Source organism: Chitinophaga sp. CCNWYY40, assembly GCF_037483205.1.
Lineage (GTDB): Bacteria > Bacteroidota > Bacteroidia > Chitinophagales > Chitinophagaceae > Chitinophaga > Chitinophaga ginsengisegetis.
Genome location: NZ_JBBHLF010000007.1, coordinates 257,085 through 279,886, shown reverse-complemented (window position 1 = coordinate 279,886; position 22,802 = coordinate 257,085). Strand labels below are relative to the sequence as shown.

Sequence of the window (22,802 nt, the reverse complement as noted above, 5' to 3'; positions counted from 1 at the left end):
CTGCATGTTTTTTATAAGCTAATTATCAATAATTTTGTAGCTCTTGAAAAGAGTACAACATCATTAAAAGTAAATAACTCCTTTATGGCACAGTTACCTAAATTTCTGATTGCAGACGATCCTGTAACAGATCCGGAAAATGAATATATTTTTCATACCGAGAAACCCCGCTTCTTTGCCAAACGGGTAGAAGAAGATGAAGAAACTGCCTACATCGATATCATTCACGAAATCGATAATGTAGAGGAATTCTACAGAAGCGCTCCGGAAAAGAAACAGGAACTGCTGGAACAGCTGGAAGACTGGTACTACTCTTACATGGAGTGGCTGGAAGATGACGGTGAGGAAGAAGAAGACGAAGAATAGTAACAAAGAAAAGGTATTGAAAAAAAGCGTCCGCATATTGCGGGCGCTTTTTTATGCCCGTCAGTTATCCTGCGCCTGCAGCTCTTTCCGGTAAGCAGAAGGATTTACGCCTTTATATTTTTTAAACATCCTGTTCAGGTGACTTTCATCTGTAAAGCCCAGTTCATCTGCAATTTCTCCCACCCGCATACTGCTGTACTGCAGCCTTGTTTCCACCAGCTTCAGTTTATATTGGGTGATATACTGCTGTAAGCTGTCACCATTGTTACGTTTGAAGTATTCGCTCAGATAAGTTGGCGAAATATTAAAGTGGGATGCAATCTGCTCTGCCCGCAGCTTTTCAGGGGTGTAAATATTTTCGTGGATGTAATGCAGTATATTCATGGAAGCATCCTGCCTGGCGGGATGTTTGGGTTGTTCGGGCATTTGCAGCAGGATATTCCGTGCAATCACCATGATCATGGTATTTACAATCTGCTGGGCCATTTCCCGGTGATAGGGCTGCTGGTTCACCAGTTCGCGGATCAGCGCTTCTACCAGTGATTTTACCAGCGGCTTATCGTTTTTATTTTTTAAGATACACCCCGGCATGTGGTTATGATTCTGGAAAATAAATTCCAGCTGCTGTATCCAGTCTTTATGCTGATTTTGCAGGTAGATGTTATTGAAGCGGATGAAGAAGAATTTGGTGGATTCCTGTACATCAAACGAGTGGCAGTCCTGCGGCATTACCAGGAACAGTTTTCCCGGGCTGTATGGCAGCTGGTTCTTATTCACACACTGCATCCCACTGCCTTCCACAATATACACCAGTTCAAAAAAGTTATGTTTATGCGGATCTATCGGGCATTCTGTACATTCGCGGTATTCTATCTCAAAAGGCTGATATAAGTTCTCTTGTAACATACCTGCAAAATTACAGAATGATCCTAAAAAAGTACAAATTATTTCCCGGGATCTGCCTGATCTTTGTGTCACAAAAAATCAAACAAATGGAAAACAACCCTATCGTATTTCTATTGCTCCGGCTGGCGGTAGCTGCCAGTATGTTTGGCCACGGCCTGGTAAGACTCCCTAAGCTGAATGGCTTCAGCGCCTGGATGGTAAAAAGCTTTGAAAAGTCCATGCTGCCCGACCTGCTGGTGGTACCTTTCAGCTATGCTTTACCCATTACTGAATTTGTAATCGGGCTGCTGCTCCTGCTGGGCTTATTTACCCGTGCTTCCCTTATTGGCGGCGGCGCAGTAATGATCATCCTGATATTTGGCACCGCCATGATAGAAAACTGGGAAGCATTGCCCTCCCAGCTGATCCATGCGGCCTTCTTCGCGGTACTGCTGGCCTTTATCCAATACAACACCATCGCTGTTGATCATCTTATAAAAAAATAATGGCTACTAGAAAAGAATTCCTGAAAACAGCCGGTCTCGCTGGACTGGCAGGCATGGTACTGCCGGGAACTGTACTGTCGCAAACAAATGCCACGCCGGCAGTTAAGTCCGGCCCCGGATGGGCCGATGGCTCCCGCCTGGTGGTATCGGTGTCCATGCAGTTTGAAGCCGGTGGTCAGCCCGACAGGCCCGAAAGTCCCTTCCCGCAGAATATGCTCAACGGCTATAAAGACCTTCCCGCCACCACCTGGTACGAGTACGGCTTCAAGGAAGGCATCCCCCGCATGCTGGATAACTGGGACAAACACGGTATTAAAGTAACCTCCCATATGGTAGGCAGCGCGGTGGAAAAACACCCGGCCCTGGCGAAAGAGATTGTACAACGCGGACATGAAGCCGCCGCACATGGCCGCGACTGGTCGTCGCAATACATGCTGCCCTACGAAGAAGAAAAACAATTTATCAGGGATGGCGTGGAAGCAGTAAGAAAGGCCACCGGCGTAACACCGGTAGGCTACAACGCCAACTGGCTGCGCCGCGGCGATAATACGCTCAACATCCTGCAGGAACTGGGCTTCCTGTATCATATCGATGACCTGAGCCGTGATGAGCCTTTTATCACCAAAGTGAATGGAGGCGACTTTGTAGTAGTGCCCTACACTTTACGCTGTAATGATATCCAGCTGGTAGCAGGCCAGTGGTTTTCTACCGATCAGTTCCTGCAACAGATAAAAATGGAATTTGACCAGTTGTACGAAGAATCTGCCCGCCGCAAACGCATGATGTCTATTAGTTTCCACGATAGAATAGGCGGTACCCCACAACTGGTAAAGGCCACCAGCGAGTTGTTTGCCTACATGAAAAAGCATGCCGGCGTGGCGTTTAAAAGGAAAGATGATATTGCAAAGATGGCACTGGCGGATAAGAATACGATCAGGGAGTAGTGGGGTGTGAAATTAAATAGAAAGGACAGGCATTACCCGCCTGTCTTTTTTATTTAATTTCACATAAAGCAACACCGGATGTCAGAAAAGAAAGCACGCCAGGAAGAACGGATCATATTTAACAACCTGCGGGAACAGTATCTCTACCAGGGTTTGCCGGTAGACAGCATCGACGCGAAAACCGCCTTTACCATTCATAACCTGAAGGACATTCATCTCGAGCTGCCTTATACCTCCATTGTATACCGTACTAATTTCTTTTCTTTTGTTTTTGTGAAAGATGCAATAGGCAAATACACCACCGATGAGCAAACTTTTAACACTTCTCCCGGAACTATTTATTTCACTAACCCGGGGCATTTTAAGTCTTTCGAATGGAAGGAGATCCGCGATGTACACCTGGTTACACTCAGCGAGTCTTTTCTCAAAGAAAATGTACATCCGAAGATCTTTGAGGAATTCCCTTTTCTCCTCGCAGAAACCGTTCCGCCCAGAACGTTGCAGCCGGAAGTGTTTGCGGAGTTTGAACAATTATATCTGCAGATAGAAAAGGAATATTTTTCCTCTTCTACCTACAGAACGCGGATGATAGGTAACCTGTTTGTGGTGCTGCTGCTGAAGATCAAAGAATACTTCTGGGAAGATTATAATCCTATCTATGAAGGTAACCGCAGCTCGCAGATTGTAAAACAGTTTAAAAGAACCCTGGAGCAGCATTACCGCGACCTGGTAAACGGAAAGGCGGATAAGGTATTCAGGGTACAGGATTATGCAGCTGCACAACACCTGCATCCCAATTACCTCAGCAATGTGATTAAAAGTAAAACAGGAAAACCCATAGGTACCTGGATTTCGGAGAAAACCATTACCGAGGCCCGTACGTTGTTACAGCATTCCCCGGCGTCTATCAAACAAATAGCTGGTCAGCTGGGCTTTACAGAGGCTACGCATTTCAGTAATTATTTTAAGAAGCAAACCGGTATTTCCCCCGTATTATACAGAAAGCAACATACATCTTAGATATTTGTAACTATTAGTGTAATTCTTATACTTTTTAGGGCGGCCGTTGGTTCATCTTTGTGTTATCAAAATAAAAACACAAAAACATGAGCACTTTAAAAGATAAGATCATCCTGGTTACCGGTTCTTCAAGAGGTATTGGCGCTACTATTGCCCGTCAGCTGGCGGCTGCTGGCGCGAAAGTAATTGTTAATTACGCCGGTGGTAAAGATGCCGCGCAACAGGTGGTGGAAGACATTAAACAACAAGGCGGCGACGCCATCGCCCTGCAGGCGGATGTAAGCAAAAGCGAAGAAGTGAAAGCCTTATTCGACGCCGCTATCGCGCATTATGGCCGTATTGATGTACTGGTGAACAACGCCGGCATCATGATCACCAAACTGATTAAGGATACTACCGATGAAGAGTTCACCCGTCAGTTTGATATCAATGTAAAAGGAACTTTCAATACCATGAGAGAAGCCGCTACCCGCCTGGCCGACAAAGGCAGTATCATTAACTTCTCCACTTCTGTAAACCGTATTATGCTGCCTGGCTATGGAACTTATGTAGCCACTAAAGCAGCAGTGGAACAACTCACCCGCGTATTCTCCAAAGAAGTAGGCGCCCGGGGTATCAATGTAAACTCCGTTTCTCCCGGCCCCACTAACACAGAACTATTTACCAATGGTAAATCAGAAGAATTGATTGCCCGCCTGGCTTCCCTTTCTGCCTTCAACCGCATTGGTGAGCCCAATGACATTGCACAGGTAGTGGTATTCCTCGCAGGTGACGACGCTAAATGGATCAGCGCACAGAACATCGGTGTAAATGGTGGCATGGCCTGATGATCAGGTATCCTTCTTTCAATATATCTCTCAAAAAATTATTAAATACAAGTATTATGAACAGCTTAAAAAATAAAGTAGCGCTGATCACAGGATCAGCCAGGGGATTAGGTAAAGCCATTGCAGAACGCTATGCTGCCCTGGGCGCGGATATAGTGGTTAACTATTCAAAAGATAAGTCGTCTGCCGATGAAGTAGTGAGTAACATTACTGCTATGGGCGCCCGTGTAACAGCCGTACAGGCAGATGTAAGTAAAGTAGCCGACCTGGAGAAATTATTTGCAGCGGCAAAAGAGGCATTTGGCAAGATAGATATAGTAGTGGCCAACGCAGGTATTGAAATGGTGGAAGTACCGGTAACAGATTTTACAGAAGAACAGTTTGACCGCGTATTTTCTATCAACACAAAAGGAACTTACTTTACCATGCAGCAGGCCGCAAAACATGTAGAGAACAACGGCCGCATTATTTATATCGCTTCCAGTACCACTTCTTTCCCGGTTCCCGGTATGGCTGTTTATGGTGGCAGCAAAACCACTCCAAGATACCTGGTAGATATTTTATCAAAAGAAATAGGACATAAAGGAATTACCGTAAATTCGATTATCCCTTTTGCAGTAGATCACTCCGGTATTTTTGTGGACCCGGCAGCTTATCCTGAACTGAGAAAACAATTACTGGATAGCTGCCCGATGGGAAGACTCGCAGAAGTGGAAGATGTAGCTAACCTGGCAGAGTTTTTCGCCAGCGATTTATCTTCTTTCGTTTCCGGTCAGCACCTGCTGGTGAACGGAGGCGCCACCAACTAAAAAATCTACCACTATGATAATTAAAGTACTCAATGCCGTTCTGATAATTTTTACTGTATTCATGGGCCTGAAACAAGGACTTGCTATGATTGGCCAGAAGCCGGAAATGATCACCATGTTCAGCCGGTGGCACTTTAGTAAAACAGCTATCATCATCAATGGAGTGGTAACAGTGTTGAGTGCTTTAATGATCCTGTTTCCCAGAACGTTTTTGTTGGGTAACTTCCTGATGGCAGCATCTATCCTGATGATCATCTGTTTTTCTTTGTATGGGCGTGATCTGAAAGGTGCTGCTATTGAAGTGCCTTTCTTTCTCCTGAATCTTGTTATCATTTATCTGCAACATCCGCTCGCAAAATGAAAGTATTGTTATTGGCAATTATCGGCTTCCTGCCGGTGATACTCTTTGCACAGCAAAACAATCGTACCATGAACACAGATAAACTCACTCACGCAACCGTGAAGCAGGCCATCAATGCCCTGCAAACAAACGACAGCAAAGCATGGTTTGCTTTATTTACCGATAAGGCAGAAATGTTTGATGATGGAAATAAAATGGATTTCAAATCTTTCTGGCAGAAGGCCGTTGGTCACGAACGTTTTACCAGTATTGATAAAGTAGAGAACAATGGACTGGACGTATATGGCCGGTTTCACAGCGATCAATGGGGCGATTTTAAAACCTATTTTAAGTTTCATATCGATAAAAACGGTAAGATTAACCGGTTGGATATCGGGCAGGCGAGTTATTAAACGGATAATAATACTTCAAAGAGCTTATCATACCGTTTAGCGCCAGGTATTTTCTTTAGAATAGTAATTTGCGTGCATAGGAAGGAATCATAATAATTGAATGAGGAGAGATCAATTTTGCGAAGCTTATGGTGTGGTACTTCTTTCACAATGGTCATGTGTGGTGTTATCCTGGGCGTTTTCCGTTTAAGCGCTTTAAACAGTGATTTATGAAGCTCAATTATTGGTTGGGGGTTACTGATCTGTAATACCAGTGAATCGGAAGTATATCCGTGCTGGAAAATGTCGTAACCATTCAACTGCACTTCAAAAGACGGCAAAGCAGCTACTGCTCTTCTAACCAGGTGAATGATCCGGGTATCATCCTCTTCTGATGTGAATTTTAGGAGGGAGATATGGGCTTTCAGATATTGTTCGTGTTTTGCCTCCGGGATGAAATCATACACCTTGTTCTCCATGATTTTGACATGATCCACTATGTTACGGGGTGGTGAAATAACAACAGCATAGGATACCATTGTGGTAGGAATGGTATCCAGCGGAAATAAGGTCAACTGGTCAGGATTATGGCGGCGTGGCATAACTTAATAACAAAGCAGGTGCGGGGTTGGTTTGGTGAAGAAGATAGCAGGCACAGCAGTATTGGTAGTGCATGGATAGTGCATGGATAGTGCATCAATAGTGCATGAGGAGTGCATGAGGAGTCCATGCGGACAGTATGGGAACAGTATGGTGACTGTATGGATAGTGCATAGATGATCCATGCCATACGCAGGTCCTAAGTATCGGAGATGTATCCGGGAAGTAATAGCCATATTATTCAGCTTTTTCTAATACCTGTCTCCTGAATTACGAACAAAACCAGCGACCGGCGGCCTTTTGAAGTTCGTTGTAATCCGGCCCGTTATCAGAAGCCCATGCGATAACCCCATCCGGGCGTACCAGTACAGCGCTCAGGCCCAATTGTTCCTGCGCCCCGCCAGCAACATACCTGATTTGGTCGCCGTATTCACTTGCCAGAGCTTTAAGTGAGGGATTCACAGCAAAGTCAAGCAGCATCCCTTTACCATCGCGCATGAGTTCACCAATCTTTGTACCGTCTTCCAGTTCAAAGTTGGGAATGCTGTGGCCTGCAAGAGGGTGGTGGCCATCCAGGTTGTAATGCGTGGCAATGCCCCACACTCTTCCTGCGATATAGGTAGCGCCATCGCGCGTATTGATGAGGTCGCGGATAATTGCATGCAGCGCATGCGCGCCGGGGTCTGGTTTCATGATGGCCACCTGTGCGCGTGACCAATCCAGCACCTGGACACCAATTGGGTGCCGTTCGGTATAATAACTGTCTAATAAGCCTTCCGGCGCTTTGTGTTGAATGGTTGCGGCCAGCTTCCAGCCCAGGTTCATGGCATCGCCCAGCCCCAGGTTGAGTCCCTGGCCACCTAATGGCGAGTGAATGTGCGCGGCGTCGCCGGCTAAAAGTACCCGTCCGTTGCGGTACGTGGTGGCCTGCCGTGCCCGGTCAGTCCAGGTGGTTGCAATATGAAGGGCGCTGATGGTCACGTTGGTGTTTGAGATGCGGCGTAGCACCTTCTGCACATGTTCCAGCGTGATTGGCTTCTTTGAATGATGAAATGCCCCGCCATCAAAATCCTGCATTAATAAGTAACCCGGCTGCGATTGCATGTACATGCCTCTTGGTGTTACATTCCGGCCCGGGTTGAGCTTTTCCGGGTCGGCAATGTCCACCTGCGTGGAGTAGCCGGTAAATTCCGGCTCCGTACCGGCGAATTCAAAACCGCCGGCCTTGCGAACAGCACTACGACTGCCATCGCAGCCTACGAGCCATTTACTTTGAAAAGATTGGTCGCCGGCCAGCACTGTTACTCCTTCGGCGGTTTGATGAAAGCCCGTAATGGCAAGTCCGCGTTTGATGCTTACTCCCAGGGATGCTGCGCGGCGGGCCAACACCGTTTCAAGCTCGGCTATTTCAGAAATCAGATTGGTATCAGTGGAACCTGGCAGGCGATATTTCCATTGTGAGATATCAATATTGCCATCAAGAAACGGAATGCCGGCGAAGTGCCCTCCCTGCCGGCGTGGCCCCTGTACAGCGTTTGAGTGGGGATTTTTAAGACGCTTATGTATCTCCAGTTCATCGAGCAAACCACGGCGGTAAAGCGCTTCAATAGTAGGCGCTGAAAGTCCCCGTATCCCGAATGGAAGTTGCTTCAATGGAGAGTGTGGATCTTCTTCTTTTTCCAGTATCAAAACTGAACATTTGGCTAAGGCCAGTTCACAGGCGAGGAAAAGTCCTACCGGGCCGGCCCCGGAAATGATTACATCGTAAATAGTATGATTTTGTGCAGATGTATTGCTTTCAGATGTTGCTTTCATTTAGTATGATTGAAGCACAAAATTCTGAAATGCTTTTGCACTAGGCTTGTACAAACGCGACAAAATCGTTGCTTACAGCCTGCTTCCCTTTCTTTGCTTTCCGCGCGAATGCCGCTGGTGTAGTGCCGCTGTAACGTTTGAATTCCCTGCTTAGGTGGGATTGATCTGTATAGCCCAGCTCATGAGCCAGGCCGGCGATATTGGAATCCGGATAATGCCATAACCGGTTGCGTACCTGCTCAAAGCGCATCAGGCCAGATACGTCTTTAACAGTATAGCCGGAGGATTGCTTGAAATTCCTTTCCAGCGTACGAACCGTTGCATGCGCCGCTGCCGCTACCTGGCTTACCGGCATAGTGCCGTTTGCAGCCGTCATAGCAGCTCCCGCTTTGAATAGCATGCTGTCAGTAGCAACCTGCGACCGTGCCTGCAGGAAGTACTGTTTTAACCGTGCCAGCGCTTCCTCTATTTTACCGGCTTCAATATACTTATTCAACGTGGATTGAAGTTGGGCAATAGGATGATCAAATGTGCGCATGCCGCCTTTCCCGGATGGCAGCCCGAGCAAGTCAAACACCGTCCAGGGAAAACACCTGACAGCAATAATCTCTAAACGGTTTTTCGAAAAAAAATGAACAGGCTGATTGAGCAGCCCCATCATAAACGGTGAGGGCAGTGACTCCTGGCCTTCCTTGTAAGAACTGCTAAACAGGTTCCCGAAATAAAAAATAATTTCAGCATAGCCATCAGGTACTACCTCAAAATCCGGTGGTAGTTCTCCGAAGTCTATTTTGTTGTGCCAAAAGCACTTAATGGTATCCCGTAATTCTTCAGGAGGTTCAAATTCCTGGTGCTGCATTTTGGAAGATAGCATATGTGTGGGAACTTAAATAAGATAGTGGTGGCGGCGAGTGGACTGTTACTATTTCCCAACAATTTTCTTTCGGTGTACAATTCCCCAATCTGTAAGATTACTGATTATCGTTTGTAGCGTATTGCCATGTTCTGTAAGTTCATATTGAACCGTTATGGGTTGTGTATCCAAAATGGTTCGTTTTACCAACTGGTTTATTTCTAATTCCTTTAATTCTTTACTCAACATTCTGTTGGAAATTCCGGTAATATCATTCAAAATGTCTGAAAACCGCCTTTGGCCGTAACAGCAAATAGATGAGATAATAGCAATCTTCCACTTCCCATTAAGCACGTCCATTGAATCCTGAACGGCTTTTATCCTTTTCTTTTGTTCCTGTTGGAACTCTTCTATTTTACACCCCATAATGTTACTTTGTTACACCTGTGTTACTGTTACTTTTCGGTACAAAGTTACTAAAAATAACTTTGATAGTCTAGCTTTGTCGCTCAATCATTTAAAAATGGAAATAATGAGTAGACTGAAAAACAAGGTTGCCGTGATTACAGGCGGCAATAGCGGTATAGGGTTTGGTATTGCGGAAGCATTTAAAAACGAAGGCGCAGTTGGTGCAATCGCCGGAAGGAATGAAACTACGTTAAACAATGCTGTTGAAACCCTGGGGGGTAATTTTATAGGTGTAAAAGGAGATGTAACCAATCTTGATGACCTGGAGAACCTGTATAGGACTACAGCTGATAAGTTTGGGAAGATAGACGCATTGGTAGTGAATGCAGGTGGCGTTGTGGACGGGATTCCCCTGATGACCATAACCGATGTAACGGAAGAAGGTTACGACCGCTACATGGAGCTGAATTTAAAAAGCGCCTATTTCACCGTGAAAAAATCGCTTCCTTATTTAAATGACGGCGCATCCATTATACTGATCGCGTCGAACGCCGCACACCGGGCTGCACCCGGAGCAACAATCTATGCCGCTGCAAAAGCAGCTGTTATTTCATTGGCCAGAGGCTTATCGCTCGATTTATTGTCGAGGAGAATAAGGGTGAATTCCATTTCACCTGGCTCAATTGATACGCCGGTTTTTGGAAAGATGGTACCACAGGAGTTCGTGGACCAGGTGAAGCAAGTCTGGATAAATCTTACGCCGCTTGGCAGGCAAGGGACGCCGGCTGAGATTGGGAAAACGGCTGTATTCTTAGCCTCCGACGATTCAACATTCATTGTGGGCGCCGATATCTTAGCGGATGGTGGTATGGCTAATGCCTTCTCAGTGAAATAAGCTTACTTGGTAACGGATTGCCTCAAAATAAAAAAGGAAAAGTGATTAATCACTTTTCCTTTTTTGTAGCCTCAACAGGGATCGAACCTGTATCTAAAGTTTAGGAAACTTCTATTCTATCCATTGAACTATGAGGCCAGCACTTTTTAACCCCAATTCTGGGATCGGGTGGCAAAAGTAAGGGTTTTAATTTAATATTTAAAGACTTTCTATATCTACTTTTCCACCGGCGGGGGCGTAAATACTGTCGATTTCCTTCTTGAATTTCTCCAGGATTACCTTCCGTTTTGCCTTGAGGGTAGGGGTGAGTTCTCCATTGTCTACCGTCCATTCATGTGGGAGGAGAATGTATTTTTTCACCTGCTCAATATGGCTGAAAAACTGGTTGTATTTGTCTACTGCCTGTTTGTACAGGTCCTGTACATCCGGGTTTTTCACCAATTCTTCGTTGGAGGTGGCGGTAATGCCGCGTTTCTGTGCCCAGTTGCGGAGGTTACTGAAGGAGGGAACAATCAGCGCAGCCGTGAATTTGCGGTCTTCTCCCACAATCATGATCTGTTCAATGTAAGGCGACTCCTTAAACTTGTTTTCGATGGGTTGCGGCGCCACGAATTTGCCGCCGGAGGTTTTAAAGAGTTCTTTTTTCCGGTCGGTTATTTTCAGGAATTTGTTATCGATCATTACGCCGATATCCCCGGTATGGAACCAACCATCTTTGATGGCATCGGCAGTGAGATCGGGGCGTTTGTAGTAGCCAATAGTTACATTGGGGCCTTTACAAAGGATTTCACCATCTTCCGCGAGTTTTACTTCTACTCCGTTGATAACAGGTCCTACGGTGCCAAACATGCGGTCTTCCTCATTGAAGCGGTTTACACTGATCACCGGAGACGTTTCCGTAAGGCCATATCCTTCCAGGATGGGAATGCCGCCGGCGGTGAATATCTTCAGTAAACGTACCTGGCAGGCGGCGGCGCCATTTACAATACACTGGATGTTGCCACCCAGGGCTGCACGCCATTTGCTGAATACCAGCTTATTGGCCAGTTTGAGCTGAAGGTTATACCAGGCGCCCTGGTCTTTATTGATTTCATACCGTTTGCCGATGTCTACAGCCCAAAAGAACAGGGCTCTTTTTATGCCTTTGAGTTCAAGACCGGTAGTCATGATCTTTTCGTACACTTTTTCCAGCAGGCGGGGAACGGTAGTAAAGATGGTGGGCTTCACCTCTTTCAGGTTATCGCCAATGGTTTCCATGCTCTCCGCGTAATAAACCGGTACGCCGGCGCGGAGATACAGGTAGGTCACCATTCTTTCAAATATATGATTCAGCGGCAGAAAGCTAAGGGCCTTTGCTTCTTTATTAACAGGGAGGTAGGGCTGGCAGGCCAGTACATTGCTTATCACATTGTGATGACTGAGCATTACGCCTTTTGGGGTACCGGTGGTACCGGAAGTATAGATGATGGTTACCAGTTCTTCCGGGGAAATGTTCTTCTTTATTTCATTGATCTGGTCAAAATCGGTAGTGTCGGCGAGCGCGGGGATTTCTGTCCAGTGGCGGGCGCCTTCTACTTTATTGAAGGTGAATATTTCACGGATGGAGGGGAATTTATCCCTCATGGCATTTACCTTTTCCAGCAGGTCTTTGTCGCTCACAAAAAGAATGCGCGCTTCCGCGTCATTCAGTACATAGGCGAGTTCTGTTTCGCTGATGGTGGGGTAAATGGGTGTGAGCACGGCGCCCAGCTGCTGACATGCCAGGTCGGTGATGATCCATTCCGGTCTGTTGGGTGAAATGATGGCTATTTTATCTTTCTCCTCATTTTTTTTAATTCCCGGTCTGATACCCAGTTTGAGCAGGCCGGAGCTGAATCTGAGGGTAAGGTCCGCTACTTCTTTTGTACTATACTTTTTCCATTGCCCGTTTTCTTTTCCGGCCAGCATATCCTCTTTAGGAAAGTTGGCTAATTGGTAAGAAATCACATCAAATAGTCGTTGCGGTTGGTCCATGCTGCTGTAATTTTGTTTTGGCTCAAATATCAGATACGCGTGTGTTCCTGTTCTTTTAGCTTTTCATATTCCCCTAACGCGTCACCGAAAGGATCTTTGTGGTATGCGTTGAAATACTGGAAAGCCAGTGCGATGCCCCATCCCAGTGCAGGCCATACGGGCCAGGGAGTGCCGCTTGTTTTATCACTGTCTGTCAGAAACCATACTGCCCATAGTCCCAGGTTAATCACGAGATAGATGATCAGGTGGGACTTAAATCCTGCCCTGGCTTTTGCGATGCGCCAAAGTCGGTTATCTCTTTCTTGATTTGTTTCCATGGAAGTCAGTTTTAGGTACTAGTGGTTGTACTAAATTTAAAATATTTTATTGGCTTCACGCAGAAAAAACGAAAAAAGAGGGCCTAACGGCTGGCCTTTATATCGAAAGAGATATTTACCTGTGAATTGATGAGTTTGTCCTGTAATGATTTATCTGCGCGGTAGCTGATGCCCCATTCGGTGCGATCGATGTTAAAATTAGCTATTGCGCTTATGCTGTTGTCTTTGAATATTACCCTGGCAGGGAAGGAAATGTTTTTGGTAACGGATTTAAGGGTCAGGTTCCCTTTGATAATATGGGTAGCATTCCTGAGGGTAAGTTCATCGCCATCGGTGGGATGAAAGGCAGTTACTTCAGTTATTTCAAATGTAGCGGTGGGATATTTTTTTACATCAAAAAACATCTCTCCCTTCAGTTCAGTTTCCAGCTTGCGTTTCATAGCGGAATCGCCTGCCAGGTCTATATCCTGGAGGGAACTCATATTGATGATGAACTGGCCTCCGGTAATGAGGCTGTCTTTTAGATACAATGCGCCACCGGCCAGTTTCAGGCTGCCGTAGTGTTTACCGGTAGGCTTTGTACCCACCCATCGTACCACGCTTACGGCGGTATCAGGAAGATAAGCATTGCCGGTACCGGCCTGCACGGTTTGTGCATCGGTGATCCGGGCCTTATCTGCTTTAGGCGCCTGCTCGCATGCCATGATGCCACAGGTAACAACGAGTATTATACATAAGATGCTCTTCATAAATACTTGTATGCTTTAAAACAAGCGCCCGTTTAAAAGGGCGCTTGTCAGGAAATTGCTCTATTCCGCCAGCTCCCGGTTGCCTACCCACACGAACCTTTTCACAATAAATTCCTGGTTGGTAAAGCTGGCATTACCTGCCGGATTACCGCCCGTAACATGGAAATCAGAAAATGCAGCGTGCTGGTTTACCCAGATAAACCCGGTAAGATTAAAAGATACCGGTGTGAAAACACTGTTCATTTCTTCTGCTATTTTTTCTTTGGCAGATGGATCTGTGGTATAAGCCCCGCAGGTAATGGCGCCGTATTTCGATGCCATCTGTTTAGCCAGTTGTATACTATGTGCGGTGTCCCTGGTTTTGATGATCAGGATCACCGGTCCGAAAAGTTCTTTCTCATAGATAGCAGTATCGGCGCTGGTTACTTCTAAAATAGTAGGAGCGCATACCCTTGCATTGGAGAATTCTTCATTCACTACCGGGGTGCCTTCCAGGATCACTTTTCCTCCGAGGTGGCGTGCTTCCTGTGCGCGGGTAAGGGTGCTGTCGTTTTGTATGGCACCCAATGTGCCTGCGCCCATCTTCGGATGGTTTACCAGGCCCACTACTGCTTCTTTGAACTTTTGCACCACGTCATTGAAAGGCACCTGGCCATTGGCGGTTTTGATACCTTGTTCGGGGATGAAAAAGTTTTGCGGCGCAGTACACATCTGCCCGGAATATAAGCTAACAGAAAAGGCAAGGTTCTGAATTACGGCATCGAGGTCGGTTACGCTGTCGAGGATCACCGAGTTAACGCCGGCTTTTTCTGTAAATACTGTTTTGCCCGGGAGTGATTCCACATAATTGCCGAAGGCGCTGCCGCCGGTATAATCAATCAGTTTCACGTCGGGGTGTCCGCACAGCTCTTTTGCAATGAGGTGATCGGAGCTGTCTGCCGCGAGCTGGCAAAGGTTCGGATCATAGCCGTTATCCTGTAATGATTGCTGGATGGCGCTCACGGCAATGGCTATAGGCAGCACCGCTTTCGGGTGCGGTTTCACAATCACGGGATTGCCGGTGATCAGGTCGGCATAAACGCCGGGAAGTGTGTTCCACACCGGGAATGTAGAGCAGCCAATTACTACACCCGGCCCCTTGGGTATTGGTTTAAAAGTTTTGTAGAGTTTGATACTGGTTTTACCCATTGGTTTTTCCCAGGTCAATGTGGGCGGGTATCGCTGCAGTTCGTGATAGCCGGTGGCTACTGCTTCGAGTGCGCGGTCGTTTGCATGCGGACCGGAGGCCTGGAAGCTCATCATAAAGCTCTGGCCGGTAGTGTGCATGGTGGCGTTGGCAATATCAAAAAAGTAGTCCTTTATCCTTTCCAGCGTTTCGGTGAGAATACCGGCTCTTTCGGCTACCGGTACTTTTGACCAGCTTTTGCCGGCTTCAGTGGCTTTCTTCAGCAGGTCGCCTATAGCAAAAACGGGGTAGGTAACGCCCAGCACTTCGCGGGTGTAAGGGGATACTTCTTCTCCGCTCCAGCCGGTTTCGCCGGTTTGCAGTAATTGTTTGAAAGGTTTCCCCAGTAATTGCTGATAGCTCTGTACGCCTTTGGCATGGGCTTCTTCACCGTAAGCTTTGGGATGCTCCGGGTATTGCGAATAGAAGGTTCGTTCGTGGTTCGCCTTTACAGCATTGTCGATAATGTTTTGGTGTTTGTTAACGAGCATATTCAGATTTTGAGATTTACAATTTACGGATTTAGTCATTCAGTTGCTACAGCAACTAATTGACTAAACCGGTAAATCAAAAAATATCTAAATACTAATACCCGGAATTGATCAGCGTAAACCTTCCATCGTTGTAATATTCATCAGGCTTCGGCTTTAATGGATTGCTGCGCTGAAATTTCAGGAAAGCATCATAGTCGGTTTTATGTAATCCTACCCACGCTTTGTAGCTGGCCTGGTTGGCTGACGGGCCAAACAGCCATTGGTTATACGATTCAAACATTCCTTCCCGTAGCAGGCTGCGCTGATAGTCGAAAAGGGCGTACGGATATTTCATACCGTAAAAGTTGTACCAGTCCAGTAAAAAGCGGGTACGTACCATAATTAACACATCAGGATCTATACCGCCTGTTACTACACTGATTTGTTTGCCCATACAGGCTTTATATGCTTCTACAAATGCGTTGCTGCCTTTTTTGCCCTTCTTATCCTCTGGTATGGCGCTTTCAAACAGCGAAGGGTCGTTGAATAATTTTTTATAAGATTCCAATACAATATTCCTGATTTCTGCCGTGCGGGTGGTGAAACTTTCCATATTCATGAAGGTTTCGCCGTAGAGTATGCACCACAGCGGATTATTGCTGAAGTCGTATGTTTTGGTGGCATTGTAATAGTTGCCGGGAAACCCGGGATCCTGCTCAATGCCTTTGATCCAGCTCCGGAGGGCGCCGTCATACATTTTGAAGTTCATCAGCAGTGTGCCGTTATCGTTGTACAATTCACCGCTATTCGGGAATTTTTTGATGGCGCGCTCAAACATGCGTTGTGCCGTTTTCCACTCTTCCCTTCCCACATAAATATTTCCTGCAATCTGGAATACCTGTACGTCTGCTTCTTTGCTGCCAAGTAGTGGCTCAATGATGCTTTTTGCTTTTACAAGGTCTCCTTTCAGGTAATAAGTAAAACCAAGTTGTTTCTTTAATTCAAAATTATCCGGTTCCAGTTGTAACGCCTGGTTCAGTACCAGTATGGCATTGGAATAATCTCCTCCACGAATAAAGCCTGTGGCTGTATTATACAGCTCTTTGGCATCCTGTGCAACTGCAACCTGTGAAAATAAAACTCCCGCAACAAAAAGTGCTTTCAATAAAGAAGACCGTATGTTCATCCCTGTCTGTCGTTTGCTGTAAAAGTAAGGAAAATGGGGTAATGTCCCACAGATCAATCTATGAGAAGGGAGATAGAAGGGATATGTTTATTATATTACTTTATTGCTTTATTTGTTGACGGGAGATTTGTTTGCAGAACAATAATGCAGAGGATGGCAATAATACCGGCCGCGCCCACCCAAACAGGCGAACGTAATGCCTGTTGTACATATGTATTAAATTGATCCTGCAGGATAAATACCAGCAAGGCGGGTATAAGACCGCATAATACCTGCATATAAAAAGTATTACCGAGGTTGCCTGTTTTCAGATATATCCACGACAGCATCAGGGAAAAGGAGGTGGTATATAGCAATGTGTAAGGAGACAGGCTGAAGGCAAAGCTGATAGCAGCCACATTTAAGAGGGCTTTTACCGGAGAATAGTTTTTAAGGAAACTATCCAGGATCACTCCTCTCATCAGGCTTTCCTGGATAAACGGATCAATGAGGAAATAAATAAAGCAATAGAATACCGGTTTTTCCCGGATCAGTAAAAAAACGGAATCCCATTCCTGCAATGCGCTCAGATGAATCCATTCCTGGACGCCAAATACAAATAAATAGAGGGAAAACATAAGGAAAGGACCTGTCAGCAATACGGCAACAGAAGGCGTTCTGAAGGGGAGTATATAATCCGGTTCCACTTTCTTTTTCCTGTTGTAGCTGTAAATCAGCATCACCAGTAGCAGGCTGCAATAGATGGGTATTGTGATCAGGCTGCTCAGCAACTTGTCGTTTATAATGCCCGGGTAGGCAAGCGTGGCGGCAATATAAAAAGTGATGAACACTACGAGGCTATAAACGGGTATCAGCCATGCGTGCCCCAGTGTGGGATAAAACTTTTTCTTTTCTGCGAGTAAGGGATCATCATCAAAGATAGAGTGGGTGTTGTCAGTTGTTTTCATGGGTTGGGTAAAAAGGGGATGATGAAATAAAAAGCTTCCCCGGCGGATAAATCACCGGGGAAGCGTATAGTATATTTAAATAATATGCGTAATCAGTCCATCGCGTAACTTAGGCTCAAACCAGGTGCTTTTCGGTGGCATTACATTTCCGCTGTCGGCAATATCAAACAATTGCTGAATGGTTACCGGGAAAAGGGCGAATGCTACTTTCATTTCGCCGCTGTCCACGCGTTTCACCAGTTCGTTCAATCCGCGGATACCGCCTACGAAGTCGATGCGTTTATCGGTGCGCTGGTCTTTGATGCCCAGCAGTTTGTCCAGTATGTTATTGGAAAGGATGGTTACATCCAGGATGCCGATGGGATCGGTCGTGTAGGTACCTTCTTTTGCAACCAGGCGGTACCACCTGCCATCGAGGTACATGCTGAATTCATGCAGCATGGAGGGCTGTTGCGGCAGGTGCCCGATTTCTTCCACGGTAAAATCGTAGTCCAGGCGGGAGAGGAGTGCTTCCTTACTCAGGCCGTTAAGATCTTTCACCACGCGGTTATAATCCAGGATGGCCAGCTGGCTGGCCGGGAAAATGGTGGTGAGGAAATAGTTAACGGGGTTATCCACCGAGGTGATCTTCCCTTCTTTTTCAAATGCAGCCTGTACGAGGCTGGCGGAAGCGGCGCGGTGATGGCCGTCGGCGATATAGGTGCAGGGCACCTTTTCGGCGAACAGGGTAGTGATGTCCTGGATGGCAGCGGGAGTATTGATCACCCATATGGTGTGCTGGATGCCATCTTCGGCGGTGAAATCATACACTGGTTTGTTGTGTTCCTGCCAGTGGTCAACCAGGGCGTTTACTTCCGGTACATCGTTGTAAGCGAGGAATACGTTGCCGGTTTGCGCTTTGGTGGTTTTAATATGATTAATGCGGTCCAGTTCTTTATCGGGCCGGGTAAACTCGTGTTTTTTGATGATGCCGTTGTTATAGTCTGATATGGCGGAAACGCATACCAGTCCGGTTTGTGCGCGGTCATTCATTACCAGTTTATAGATATAATAGGCCGCTTGTGGTTCCAGGAAAAGGGTACCTTCCTGAACCATGCGGTGCAGGTTTTCCGCTGCTTTATCATATACGGGCTGACTGTGGGTATCTGTTCCTTCGGGCAGATCTATTTCAGATTTTGAAACATGATAATATGAGTAGGGGTTACCGGATGCCGCTGCTTTGGCTTCTTCCGAGCTGAGTACGTCGTACGGCCTTGCAGCTACTTTTGCTGCCAGATCTTCTGTAGGCCTTAATCCGTTAAAGGGTCTGATAATAGCCATGATGTAGATATGTGTGAGTGGTAAATGTAATAATAAAAAAATTACGGATTACCGCTAACGAATTACGGAGTTGCAGTCAGGGGATCTGTCTGCAACTCCGTAATACAATAAGGATATTTTCTTATGCCTTTTTCAGGGAGAAGTATTTCATGGCTTCCACCATTACTTCAACGCTTTCATATGGCAATGCGTTATACATAGATACGCGGAATCCGCCGGAGAGACGGTGTCCTTTGATACCAACGATATCTTCTTTCTTGCAGAATTTCAGGAATTCTTCTTCCATTTCCGGTTTATCCATGATGAAGCAGGCATTCATTTTACTACGGTCTTCTTTCACTACAGTGCCGCGGAACAGCGGGTTGTGATCGATTTCATCGTAGAGGAGTGCTGCTTTTTTATCATTGATTTTTTCAATGGCCGGGATACCTCCCTGCTCTTTGAGCCAGCGGAGTGTGAGCATGGAAATGTACACAGCGAATACGGGAGGGGTGTTCAGCATAGAACCATTTTCTATGTGGTTCCTGTAATCCAGTATGGCTGGTATTTTGCGCGTTACCTTGCCCAGTATGCTTTTGCGTACAGCTACCATTGTAGCGCCTGCGGCGCCCATGTTTTTCTGTACACCGGCATAGATCAGCGAGTACTTGTTAAAGTCCATGCTGCGGCTCATGATGTCACTGCTCATATCTGCTACCAGGGGTACGTCGGTAACAGGTGTCATTTGCCACTGTGTACCATAGATGGTATTGTTAGTGGTAATGTGCAGATAACTTGCCTTTGGGGGGATGGTGAACTGTTTGGGAATGTGATTGTAGTTGCTTTCTTTGGAGCTCGCCACAACGTCGGCGAAGCCAAACAATTTTGCTTCTTTGATGGCCTTGTTGGACCATACTCCGGTATCCACATATGCGGCAGATTCGCTGCTTTCCAGCAGGTTCATTGGCACCTGCATAAACTGCGTGGTGGCTCCGCCATGTAAAAAGAGTACTTCAAAGTCGTCATCAAGCTGCATCAGTTCCCTCACCAGGTTGCGCGCCTCGTCCATCACCGCTATAAACGGTTGCGTTCTGTGGCCAATTTCCAGTATAGACATCCCTGACCCTTCAAAGTCAATCAGAGCTTTACTGGCCTTGTACAATACCTCGTTGGGTAATACAGAAGGACCTGCGTTAAAATTATGCACCTTCATGTTGCGATTCAGATTAAATTCATTTTTTGATCTTTCCACTTTGTTTTGGTTTTTCTAAGGAAACGGAAAAAAAACGGCACGGGTGTTTTAAAACCAGTAAGGCGCGTGGTGTAGGACAGGCTAAAAGATGGTACGGGCAAAGATAAAATTTCTTTTCTAATTATTAAGTATTAGCATAAATATTTTAACCGGCTCATTCCTCCCTCACCGGCAGCTTACCCTCCAGCCATTGACGCTGCAGCAGCTCCATCTCCTGTACCTCCTCCGGGGTAAGGACGGTGTGGTTCAGCTCCTGCAAAGAGGGCTGTCCCGCATTTACCCAGGCGGTGTACCAGGCTGCAGCCACGGCGGCTATTGCATTTTTCATCCTTCGTTCAACCATGTCGCCCATCGAAAGCGCGTATGCTTTCGTATAGTCTTCTGCGTAAGTACGGATTAATACCCCATTCCGGTTTTCATATCCGTAACGCCTGCCCGGCGGAAACTTTTCACTAAGCCGCTTTTCGTAAGCCAGTACTGTATCTGCGGCCATTCCGCTTACCCTGATAATGTCCCAGATATATTTACGGGGTTCGGATATATACACGGCTTTTCCTGCCCAGTAATCGAACGTTTTATCTGCCAGTAATTCCGGGATGCGGGATTCCCACAGGCCATGAATGCCCTGCTGGCCGGTAAACTGGCCGTTATGATTGGAGCAAACATGAAGGGGCACGTGTGCATCTGCAATGTAGTGTCCCAGTTCAGCGGAGAGCCGGAGAATGCGCTGCTGGTCCTTTTCCCGGAATGCGGCGGTGAGCATGGCCATCATCTTTTCAAGATGCCAGGGCAGGATACCGTTGCGGTTCAGGGAGTCGGCGGAATACTTAGTCACCGCATCGGCCCAGTTGCGGGGAATCTGCGCGTAGGGCGGCTTGTCGAACAGGTCGATATCAATGTAGTGCCGCGCGCCTTCCGCGGCTACCGCGTAGCGGCGCTTATCCGGATCAGTGGCATGCGCCGTGATGTATTCCAGTTGCGGCTTGTAGAGGATCATCATTTCCGGCGGCAGGCAAAATACAGCCAGCCGGTTAATCCGCTGATGCGCAAAAAATCCCCATGCACAAACATCTGTACAGGAAAATATGATTACAGTAAATAATACGGGAATCCGTAGCCAGGTGTGGGTTAACATGTCACTATATTTTTGGGAAGACGAATATAGCGAAAAAAAGTATGCTGATATTTTATCTCCAGGGATAATAAAATATCAGCATTGTTATACAGACAAATAATTTAAGCACGCTTCAACTACGGGGTATCTACGCTTCATCTACGACGCATCCCCGGATCAGATATGCGTAACGCCACCGCTTACGGCAAACTTCATGGCTTCGCCGGCAGAAACGTTGGTGAGTGGTTTAACCCGCTCTTTCGGCACCATAAACACCTTACCGGTAATGGCATAGGCGTGCGGTACATATACTGCCATATATCCCTCGAGGCCCAGGTTGCTGACATCTGTCTGCGTAATGAACCCCATCTCCCAAACATCCACTCCGTATATCTGCACCAGCACCGGATGGTCAAATTTTTTCTTCTCCCCTACAAACGCATCAAAAACATCTTTGATAGAAGTATAGATGTATTTGATAAAAGGCGTACGCTCCAGCAGGTGGTCGAACAAATCAAAGATCCGCCCGATAATAAAGGAGGAGCTGAGATAACCTACCACGATGATCAGCAGCAGTACCAGTGCAAATCCTACTCCTTTGTACTTCAGAAAACTGAAAGAGGCGCCTTCCGGAATCAGCTCTTTCGGAATAATATTATCAATAGTAATAAAGGCCCAGTACAAGGTAAGCGCAGTAATACCAATGGGCGCCAGAATGAGCAATCCCTGAAAGAAGTAACGCAGCAATCTTGATGCAAATACTTTTAATCTAAGCTTTGGCGACATGGTTTGTGATTAGGGCTGCAAATTAGACAATAAAGCTTAAAGGAGGAAGTAAGGGCGGTTAATTGAATGTTGCCACATTTAAAAAAATAATACTGGAAACTTTGGAAGTTTGGAAAGTTTCCATAGTTTTGTCCTGCATAACAACAGGGTTAATGCTGTAAATTTATGGAAGTACAGGAACGTATTATGGACACGGCTTTTGGCCTTTTTCGTCAGTTTGGTACCCGCTCTATTACGATGGATGACATCGCTGAAAGAATGGGGATCTCGAAGAAAACGCTTTACGCCCACTTCACCGACAAGGACGATATGGTTTGCCAAACCATCGGCCGGTTCATAAATATCGTTACCGAAGACTGTATTGAAGACCGGAAAAAATCGAAAGACGCCATTGATGAGTTATTCCTGGTGATGGACATGCTGGATCGCCGCCTGCGCAATATGAACCCTGTCATTCTCCTGGACCTGCAGAAATTTCACTCCAAAGCCTACCAGCTGTTCCTCGACTACCGGAACAACACCCTGGCCACCATGATCCGTGAAAATATGGAAAGAGGCATCAGTGAAAAAGTATACCGGCCCGACATCGACATTAAAATACTGACCCAATACAGGATATACGCTTGTATGATCTGTTTTCAACCGGAAGTGTTCCCTGGCGCCAATGATATGAACAAAGTGCAGAAAGTGTTGCTGGAGAATTTTTTATATGGGGTGGCTTCCGTAAAAGGATACCAGCTTATTGAAGAATATAAACAACTATCGCAAAATAAATAACACT

General features: G+C 46.3%; 25 protein-coding genes and 1 tRNA gene. 10 read left to right on the top strand and 16 right to left on the bottom strand.

What is annotated here, in order from left to right:
• Positions 1-84 precede the first annotated feature (84 nt).
• Positions 85-366 (top strand): hypothetical protein, encoded by a 282-nt coding sequence (locus V7S65_RS26685; protein WP_079471106.1) that lies wholly within the window; start codon positions 85-87, stop codon positions 364-366.
• A gap of 60 nt (positions 367-426) precedes the next feature.
• Here V7S65_RS26685 and V7S65_RS26680 read toward each other — a convergent pair whose 3' ends face one another.
• Positions 427-1,272, bottom strand: coding sequence for an AraC family transcriptional regulator (locus tag V7S65_RS26680; RefSeq protein WP_079471105.1), 846 nt, complete (start codon positions 1,270-1,272; stop codon positions 427-429).
• Positions 1,273-1,358: 86 nt separating this feature from the next.
• Between V7S65_RS26680 and V7S65_RS26675 the strand changes: the two genes are divergently transcribed.
• From V7S65_RS26675 to V7S65_RS26645, 7 genes are all read left to right on the top strand, one after another.
• Positions 1,359-1,757 (top strand): DoxX family membrane protein, encoded by a 399-nt coding sequence (locus V7S65_RS26675; RefSeq protein WP_336388985.1) that lies wholly within the window; start codon positions 1,359-1,361, stop codon positions 1,755-1,757.
• The gene (locus V7S65_RS26670) at positions 1,757-2,701 is read left to right on the top strand and encodes a polysaccharide deacetylase family protein (RefSeq protein WP_336388986.1); all 945 of its coding nucleotides are present in this window, start codon (positions 1,757-1,759) and stop codon (positions 2,699-2,701) included. Before V7S65_RS26675 ends, V7S65_RS26670 begins: the two co-directional genes overlap by 1 nt.
• A 78-nt stretch (positions 2,702-2,779) precedes the next feature.
• Positions 2,780-3,721: a helix-turn-helix domain-containing protein gene (locus tag V7S65_RS26665; protein ID WP_336388987.1), complete on the top strand. Its 942-nt coding sequence runs from the start codon at positions 2,780-2,782 to the stop codon at positions 3,719-3,721.
• An 86-nt stretch (positions 3,722-3,807) separates the two neighbouring features.
• Positions 3,808-4,548, top strand: a complete 741-nt coding sequence (locus V7S65_RS26660; RefSeq protein ID WP_336388988.1) for an SDR family oxidoreductase — start codon at positions 3,808-3,810, stop codon at positions 4,546-4,548.
• 56 nt (positions 4,549-4,604) lie between these two features.
• Positions 4,605-5,357 carry an SDR family oxidoreductase gene (locus V7S65_RS26655; protein WP_336388989.1) on the top strand — a complete coding sequence of 251 codons (753 nt, stop codon included), beginning with the start codon at positions 4,605-4,607 and terminating at the stop codon, positions 5,355-5,357.
• A gap of 13 nt (positions 5,358-5,370) precedes the next feature.
• Positions 5,371-5,718 carry a hypothetical protein gene (locus V7S65_RS26650; protein WP_079471101.1) on the top strand — a complete coding sequence of 116 codons (348 nt, stop codon included), beginning with the start codon at positions 5,371-5,373 and terminating at the stop codon, positions 5,716-5,718.
• Complete coding sequence (locus tag V7S65_RS26645) at positions 5,715-6,110, top strand: hypothetical protein (RefSeq protein WP_079471100.1); 396 nt, start codon at positions 5,715-5,717, stop codon at positions 6,108-6,110. The genes V7S65_RS26650 and V7S65_RS26645 overlap by 4 nt, the downstream gene beginning before the upstream one ends.
• On the opposite strand, the gene V7S65_RS26640 is transcribed toward V7S65_RS26645, so the two are convergent.
• The 4 genes from V7S65_RS26640 to V7S65_RS26625 form a co-directional block, all read right to left on the bottom strand.
• Entirely contained in the window at positions 6,107-6,664 is a 558-nt protein-coding gene (locus tag V7S65_RS26640; protein ID WP_336388990.1) for a 2'-5' RNA ligase family protein, read from the bottom strand. The genes V7S65_RS26645 and V7S65_RS26640 overlap by 4 nt on opposite strands.
• 295 nt (positions 6,665-6,959) lie before the next feature.
• Entirely contained in the window at positions 6,960-8,504 is a 1,545-nt protein-coding gene (locus tag V7S65_RS26635; protein ID WP_336388991.1) for an FAD-dependent monooxygenase, read from the bottom strand.
• Between the two features lie 40 nt (positions 8,505-8,544).
• Positions 8,545-9,378: a helix-turn-helix domain-containing protein gene (locus tag V7S65_RS26630; protein ID WP_336388992.1), complete on the bottom strand. Its 834-nt coding sequence runs from the start codon at positions 9,376-9,378 to the stop codon at positions 8,545-8,547.
• A gap of 48 nt (positions 9,379-9,426) precedes the next feature.
• Entirely contained in the window at positions 9,427-9,783 is a 357-nt protein-coding gene (locus V7S65_RS26625; protein ID WP_111579884.1) for a winged helix-turn-helix transcriptional regulator, read from the bottom strand.
• 106 nt (positions 9,784-9,889) lie between these two features.
• On the opposite strand from V7S65_RS26625, the gene V7S65_RS26620 reads away from it, so the two are divergent.
• Positions 9,890-10,660, top strand: a complete 771-nt coding sequence (locus tag V7S65_RS26620) for an SDR family oxidoreductase (RefSeq protein WP_111579885.1) — start codon at positions 9,890-9,892, stop codon at positions 10,658-10,660.
• A gap of 66 nt (positions 10,661-10,726) precedes the next feature.
• On the opposite strand, the gene V7S65_RS26615 is transcribed toward V7S65_RS26620, so the two are convergent.
• The 11 genes from V7S65_RS26615 to V7S65_RS26565 form a co-directional block, all read right to left on the bottom strand.
• Positions 10,727-10,798: transfer RNA gene (locus tag V7S65_RS26615), tRNA-Arg, on the bottom strand.
• Positions 10,799-10,858: 60 nt separating this feature from the next.
• Complete coding sequence (locus tag V7S65_RS26610; RefSeq protein ID WP_079471095.1) at positions 10,859-12,673, bottom strand: AMP-dependent synthetase/ligase; 1,815 nt, start codon at positions 12,671-12,673, stop codon at positions 10,859-10,861.
• A gap of 29 nt (positions 12,674-12,702) precedes the next feature.
• Positions 12,703-12,990 carry a 2TM domain-containing protein gene (locus V7S65_RS26605; RefSeq protein ID WP_079471094.1) on the bottom strand — a complete coding sequence of 96 codons (288 nt, stop codon included), beginning with the start codon at positions 12,988-12,990 and terminating at the stop codon, positions 12,703-12,705.
• Positions 12,991-13,073: 83 nt separating this feature from the next.
• A complete protein-coding gene (locus tag V7S65_RS26600) occupies positions 13,074-13,739 on the bottom strand; it encodes a YceI family protein (protein WP_111579888.1) in 666 nt (221 codons plus the stop codon).
• A gap of 60 nt (positions 13,740-13,799) precedes the next feature.
• A complete protein-coding gene (gene paaN, locus V7S65_RS26595; protein ID WP_111579889.1) occupies positions 13,800-15,455 on the bottom strand; it encodes a phenylacetic acid degradation protein PaaN in 1,656 nt (551 codons plus the stop codon).
• Between the two features lie 94 nt (positions 15,456-15,549).
• Positions 15,550-16,623: a tetratricopeptide repeat protein gene (locus tag V7S65_RS26590; protein WP_079471091.1), complete on the bottom strand. Its 1,074-nt coding sequence runs from the start codon at positions 16,621-16,623 to the stop codon at positions 15,550-15,552.
• 95 nt (positions 16,624-16,718) lie between these two features.
• The gene (locus V7S65_RS26585; RefSeq protein ID WP_336388993.1) at positions 16,719-17,570 is read right to left on the bottom strand and encodes a CPBP family intramembrane glutamic endopeptidase; all 852 of its coding nucleotides are present in this window, start codon (positions 17,568-17,570) and stop codon (positions 16,719-16,721) included.
• A 75-nt stretch (positions 17,571-17,645) separates the two neighbouring features.
• The gene (locus V7S65_RS26580) at positions 17,646-18,890 is read right to left on the bottom strand and encodes a DUF1015 domain-containing protein (RefSeq protein ID WP_336388994.1); all 1,245 of its coding nucleotides are present in this window, start codon (positions 18,888-18,890) and stop codon (positions 17,646-17,648) included.
• Between the two features lie 121 nt (positions 18,891-19,011).
• A complete protein-coding gene (gene serC, locus V7S65_RS26575; protein WP_079471088.1) occupies positions 19,012-20,082 on the bottom strand; it encodes a 3-phosphoserine/phosphohydroxythreonine transaminase in 1,071 nt (356 codons plus the stop codon).
• 193 nt (positions 20,083-20,275) lie between these two features.
• A complete protein-coding gene (locus tag V7S65_RS26570) occupies positions 20,276-21,256 on the bottom strand; it encodes a zinc dependent phospholipase C family protein (RefSeq protein WP_235015964.1) in 981 nt (326 codons plus the stop codon).
• Positions 21,257-21,412: 156 nt separating this feature from the next.
• Positions 21,413-22,021: a DUF502 domain-containing protein gene (locus V7S65_RS26565; RefSeq protein WP_079471087.1), complete on the bottom strand. Its 609-nt coding sequence runs from the start codon at positions 22,019-22,021 to the stop codon at positions 21,413-21,415.
• A gap of 165 nt (positions 22,022-22,186) precedes the next feature.
• On the opposite strand from V7S65_RS26565, the gene V7S65_RS26560 reads away from it, so the two are divergent.
• Entirely contained in the window at positions 22,187-22,798 is a 612-nt protein-coding gene (locus tag V7S65_RS26560; protein WP_111579892.1) for a TetR/AcrR family transcriptional regulator, read from the top strand.
• Positions 22,799-22,802 lie beyond the last annotated feature (4 nt).

Bases quoted from the DNA above. Each gene is read 5' to 3' on its own strand.
- V7S65_RS26685 (WP_079471106.1), top strand. From the start codon at position 85: ATGGCACAGTTACCTAAATTTCTGATTGCAGACGATCCTGTAACAGAT.
- V7S65_RS26680 (WP_079471105.1), bottom strand. From the start codon at position 1,272: ATGTTACAAGAGAACTTATATCAGCCTTTTGAGATAGAATACCGCGAA.
- V7S65_RS26675 (WP_336388985.1), top strand. From the start codon at position 1,359: ATGGAAAACAACCCTATCGTATTTCTATTGCTCCGGCTGGCGGTAGCT.
- V7S65_RS26670 (WP_336388986.1), top strand. From the start codon at position 1,757: ATGGCTACTAGAAAAGAATTCCTGAAAACAGCCGGTCTCGCTGGACTG.
- V7S65_RS26665 (WP_336388987.1), top strand. From the start codon at position 2,780: ATGTCAGAAAAGAAAGCACGCCAGGAAGAACGGATCATATTTAACAAC.
- V7S65_RS26660 (WP_336388988.1), top strand. From the start codon at position 3,808: ATGAGCACTTTAAAAGATAAGATCATCCTGGTTACCGGTTCTTCAAGA.
- V7S65_RS26655 (WP_336388989.1), top strand. From the start codon at position 4,605: ATGAACAGCTTAAAAAATAAAGTAGCGCTGATCACAGGATCAGCCAGG.
- V7S65_RS26650 (WP_079471101.1), top strand. From the start codon at position 5,371: ATGATAATTAAAGTACTCAATGCCGTTCTGATAATTTTTACTGTATTC.
- V7S65_RS26645 (WP_079471100.1), top strand. From the start codon at position 5,715: ATGAAAGTATTGTTATTGGCAATTATCGGCTTCCTGCCGGTGATACTC.
- V7S65_RS26635 (WP_336388991.1), bottom strand. From the start codon at position 8,504: ATGAAAGCAACATCTGAAAGCAATACATCTGCACAAAATCATACTATT.
- V7S65_RS26630 (WP_336388992.1), bottom strand. From the start codon at position 9,378: ATGCTATCTTCCAAAATGCAGCACCAGGAATTTGAACCTCCTGAAGAA.
- V7S65_RS26625 (WP_111579884.1), bottom strand. From the start codon at position 9,783: ATGGGGTGTAAAATAGAAGAGTTCCAACAGGAACAAAAGAAAAGGATA.
- V7S65_RS26620 (WP_111579885.1), top strand. From the start codon at position 9,890: ATGAGTAGACTGAAAAACAAGGTTGCCGTGATTACAGGCGGCAATAGC.
- V7S65_RS26610 (WP_079471095.1), bottom strand. From the start codon at position 12,673: ATGGACCAACCGCAACGACTATTTGATGTGATTTCTTACCAATTAGCC.
- V7S65_RS26605 (WP_079471094.1), bottom strand. From the start codon at position 12,990: ATGGAAACAAATCAAGAAAGAGATAACCGACTTTGGCGCATCGCAAAA.
- V7S65_RS26600 (WP_111579888.1), bottom strand. From the start codon at position 13,739: ATGAAGAGCATCTTATGTATAATACTCGTTGTTACCTGTGGCATCATG.
- paaN (WP_111579889.1), bottom strand. From the start codon at position 15,455: ATGCTCGTTAACAAACACCAAAACATTATCGACAATGCTGTAAAGGCG.
- V7S65_RS26590 (WP_079471091.1), bottom strand. From the start codon at position 16,623: ATGAACATACGGTCTTCTTTATTGAAAGCACTTTTTGTTGCGGGAGTT.
- V7S65_RS26585 (WP_336388993.1), bottom strand. From the start codon at position 17,570: ATGAAAACAACTGACAACACCCACTCTATCTTTGATGATGATCCCTTA.
- V7S65_RS26580 (WP_336388994.1), bottom strand. From the start codon at position 18,890: ATGGCTATTATCAGACCCTTTAACGGATTAAGGCCTACAGAAGATCTG.
- serC (WP_079471088.1), bottom strand. From the start codon at position 20,082: ATGAAGGTGCATAATTTTAACGCAGGTCCTTCTGTATTACCCAACGAG.
- V7S65_RS26570 (WP_235015964.1), bottom strand. From the start codon at position 21,256: ATGTTAACCCACACCTGGCTACGGATTCCCGTATTATTTACTGTAATC.
- V7S65_RS26565 (WP_079471087.1), bottom strand. From the start codon at position 22,021: ATGTCGCCAAAGCTTAGATTAAAAGTATTTGCATCAAGATTGCTGCGT.
- V7S65_RS26560 (WP_111579892.1), top strand. From the start codon at position 22,187: ATGGAAGTACAGGAACGTATTATGGACACGGCTTTTGGCCTTTTTCGT.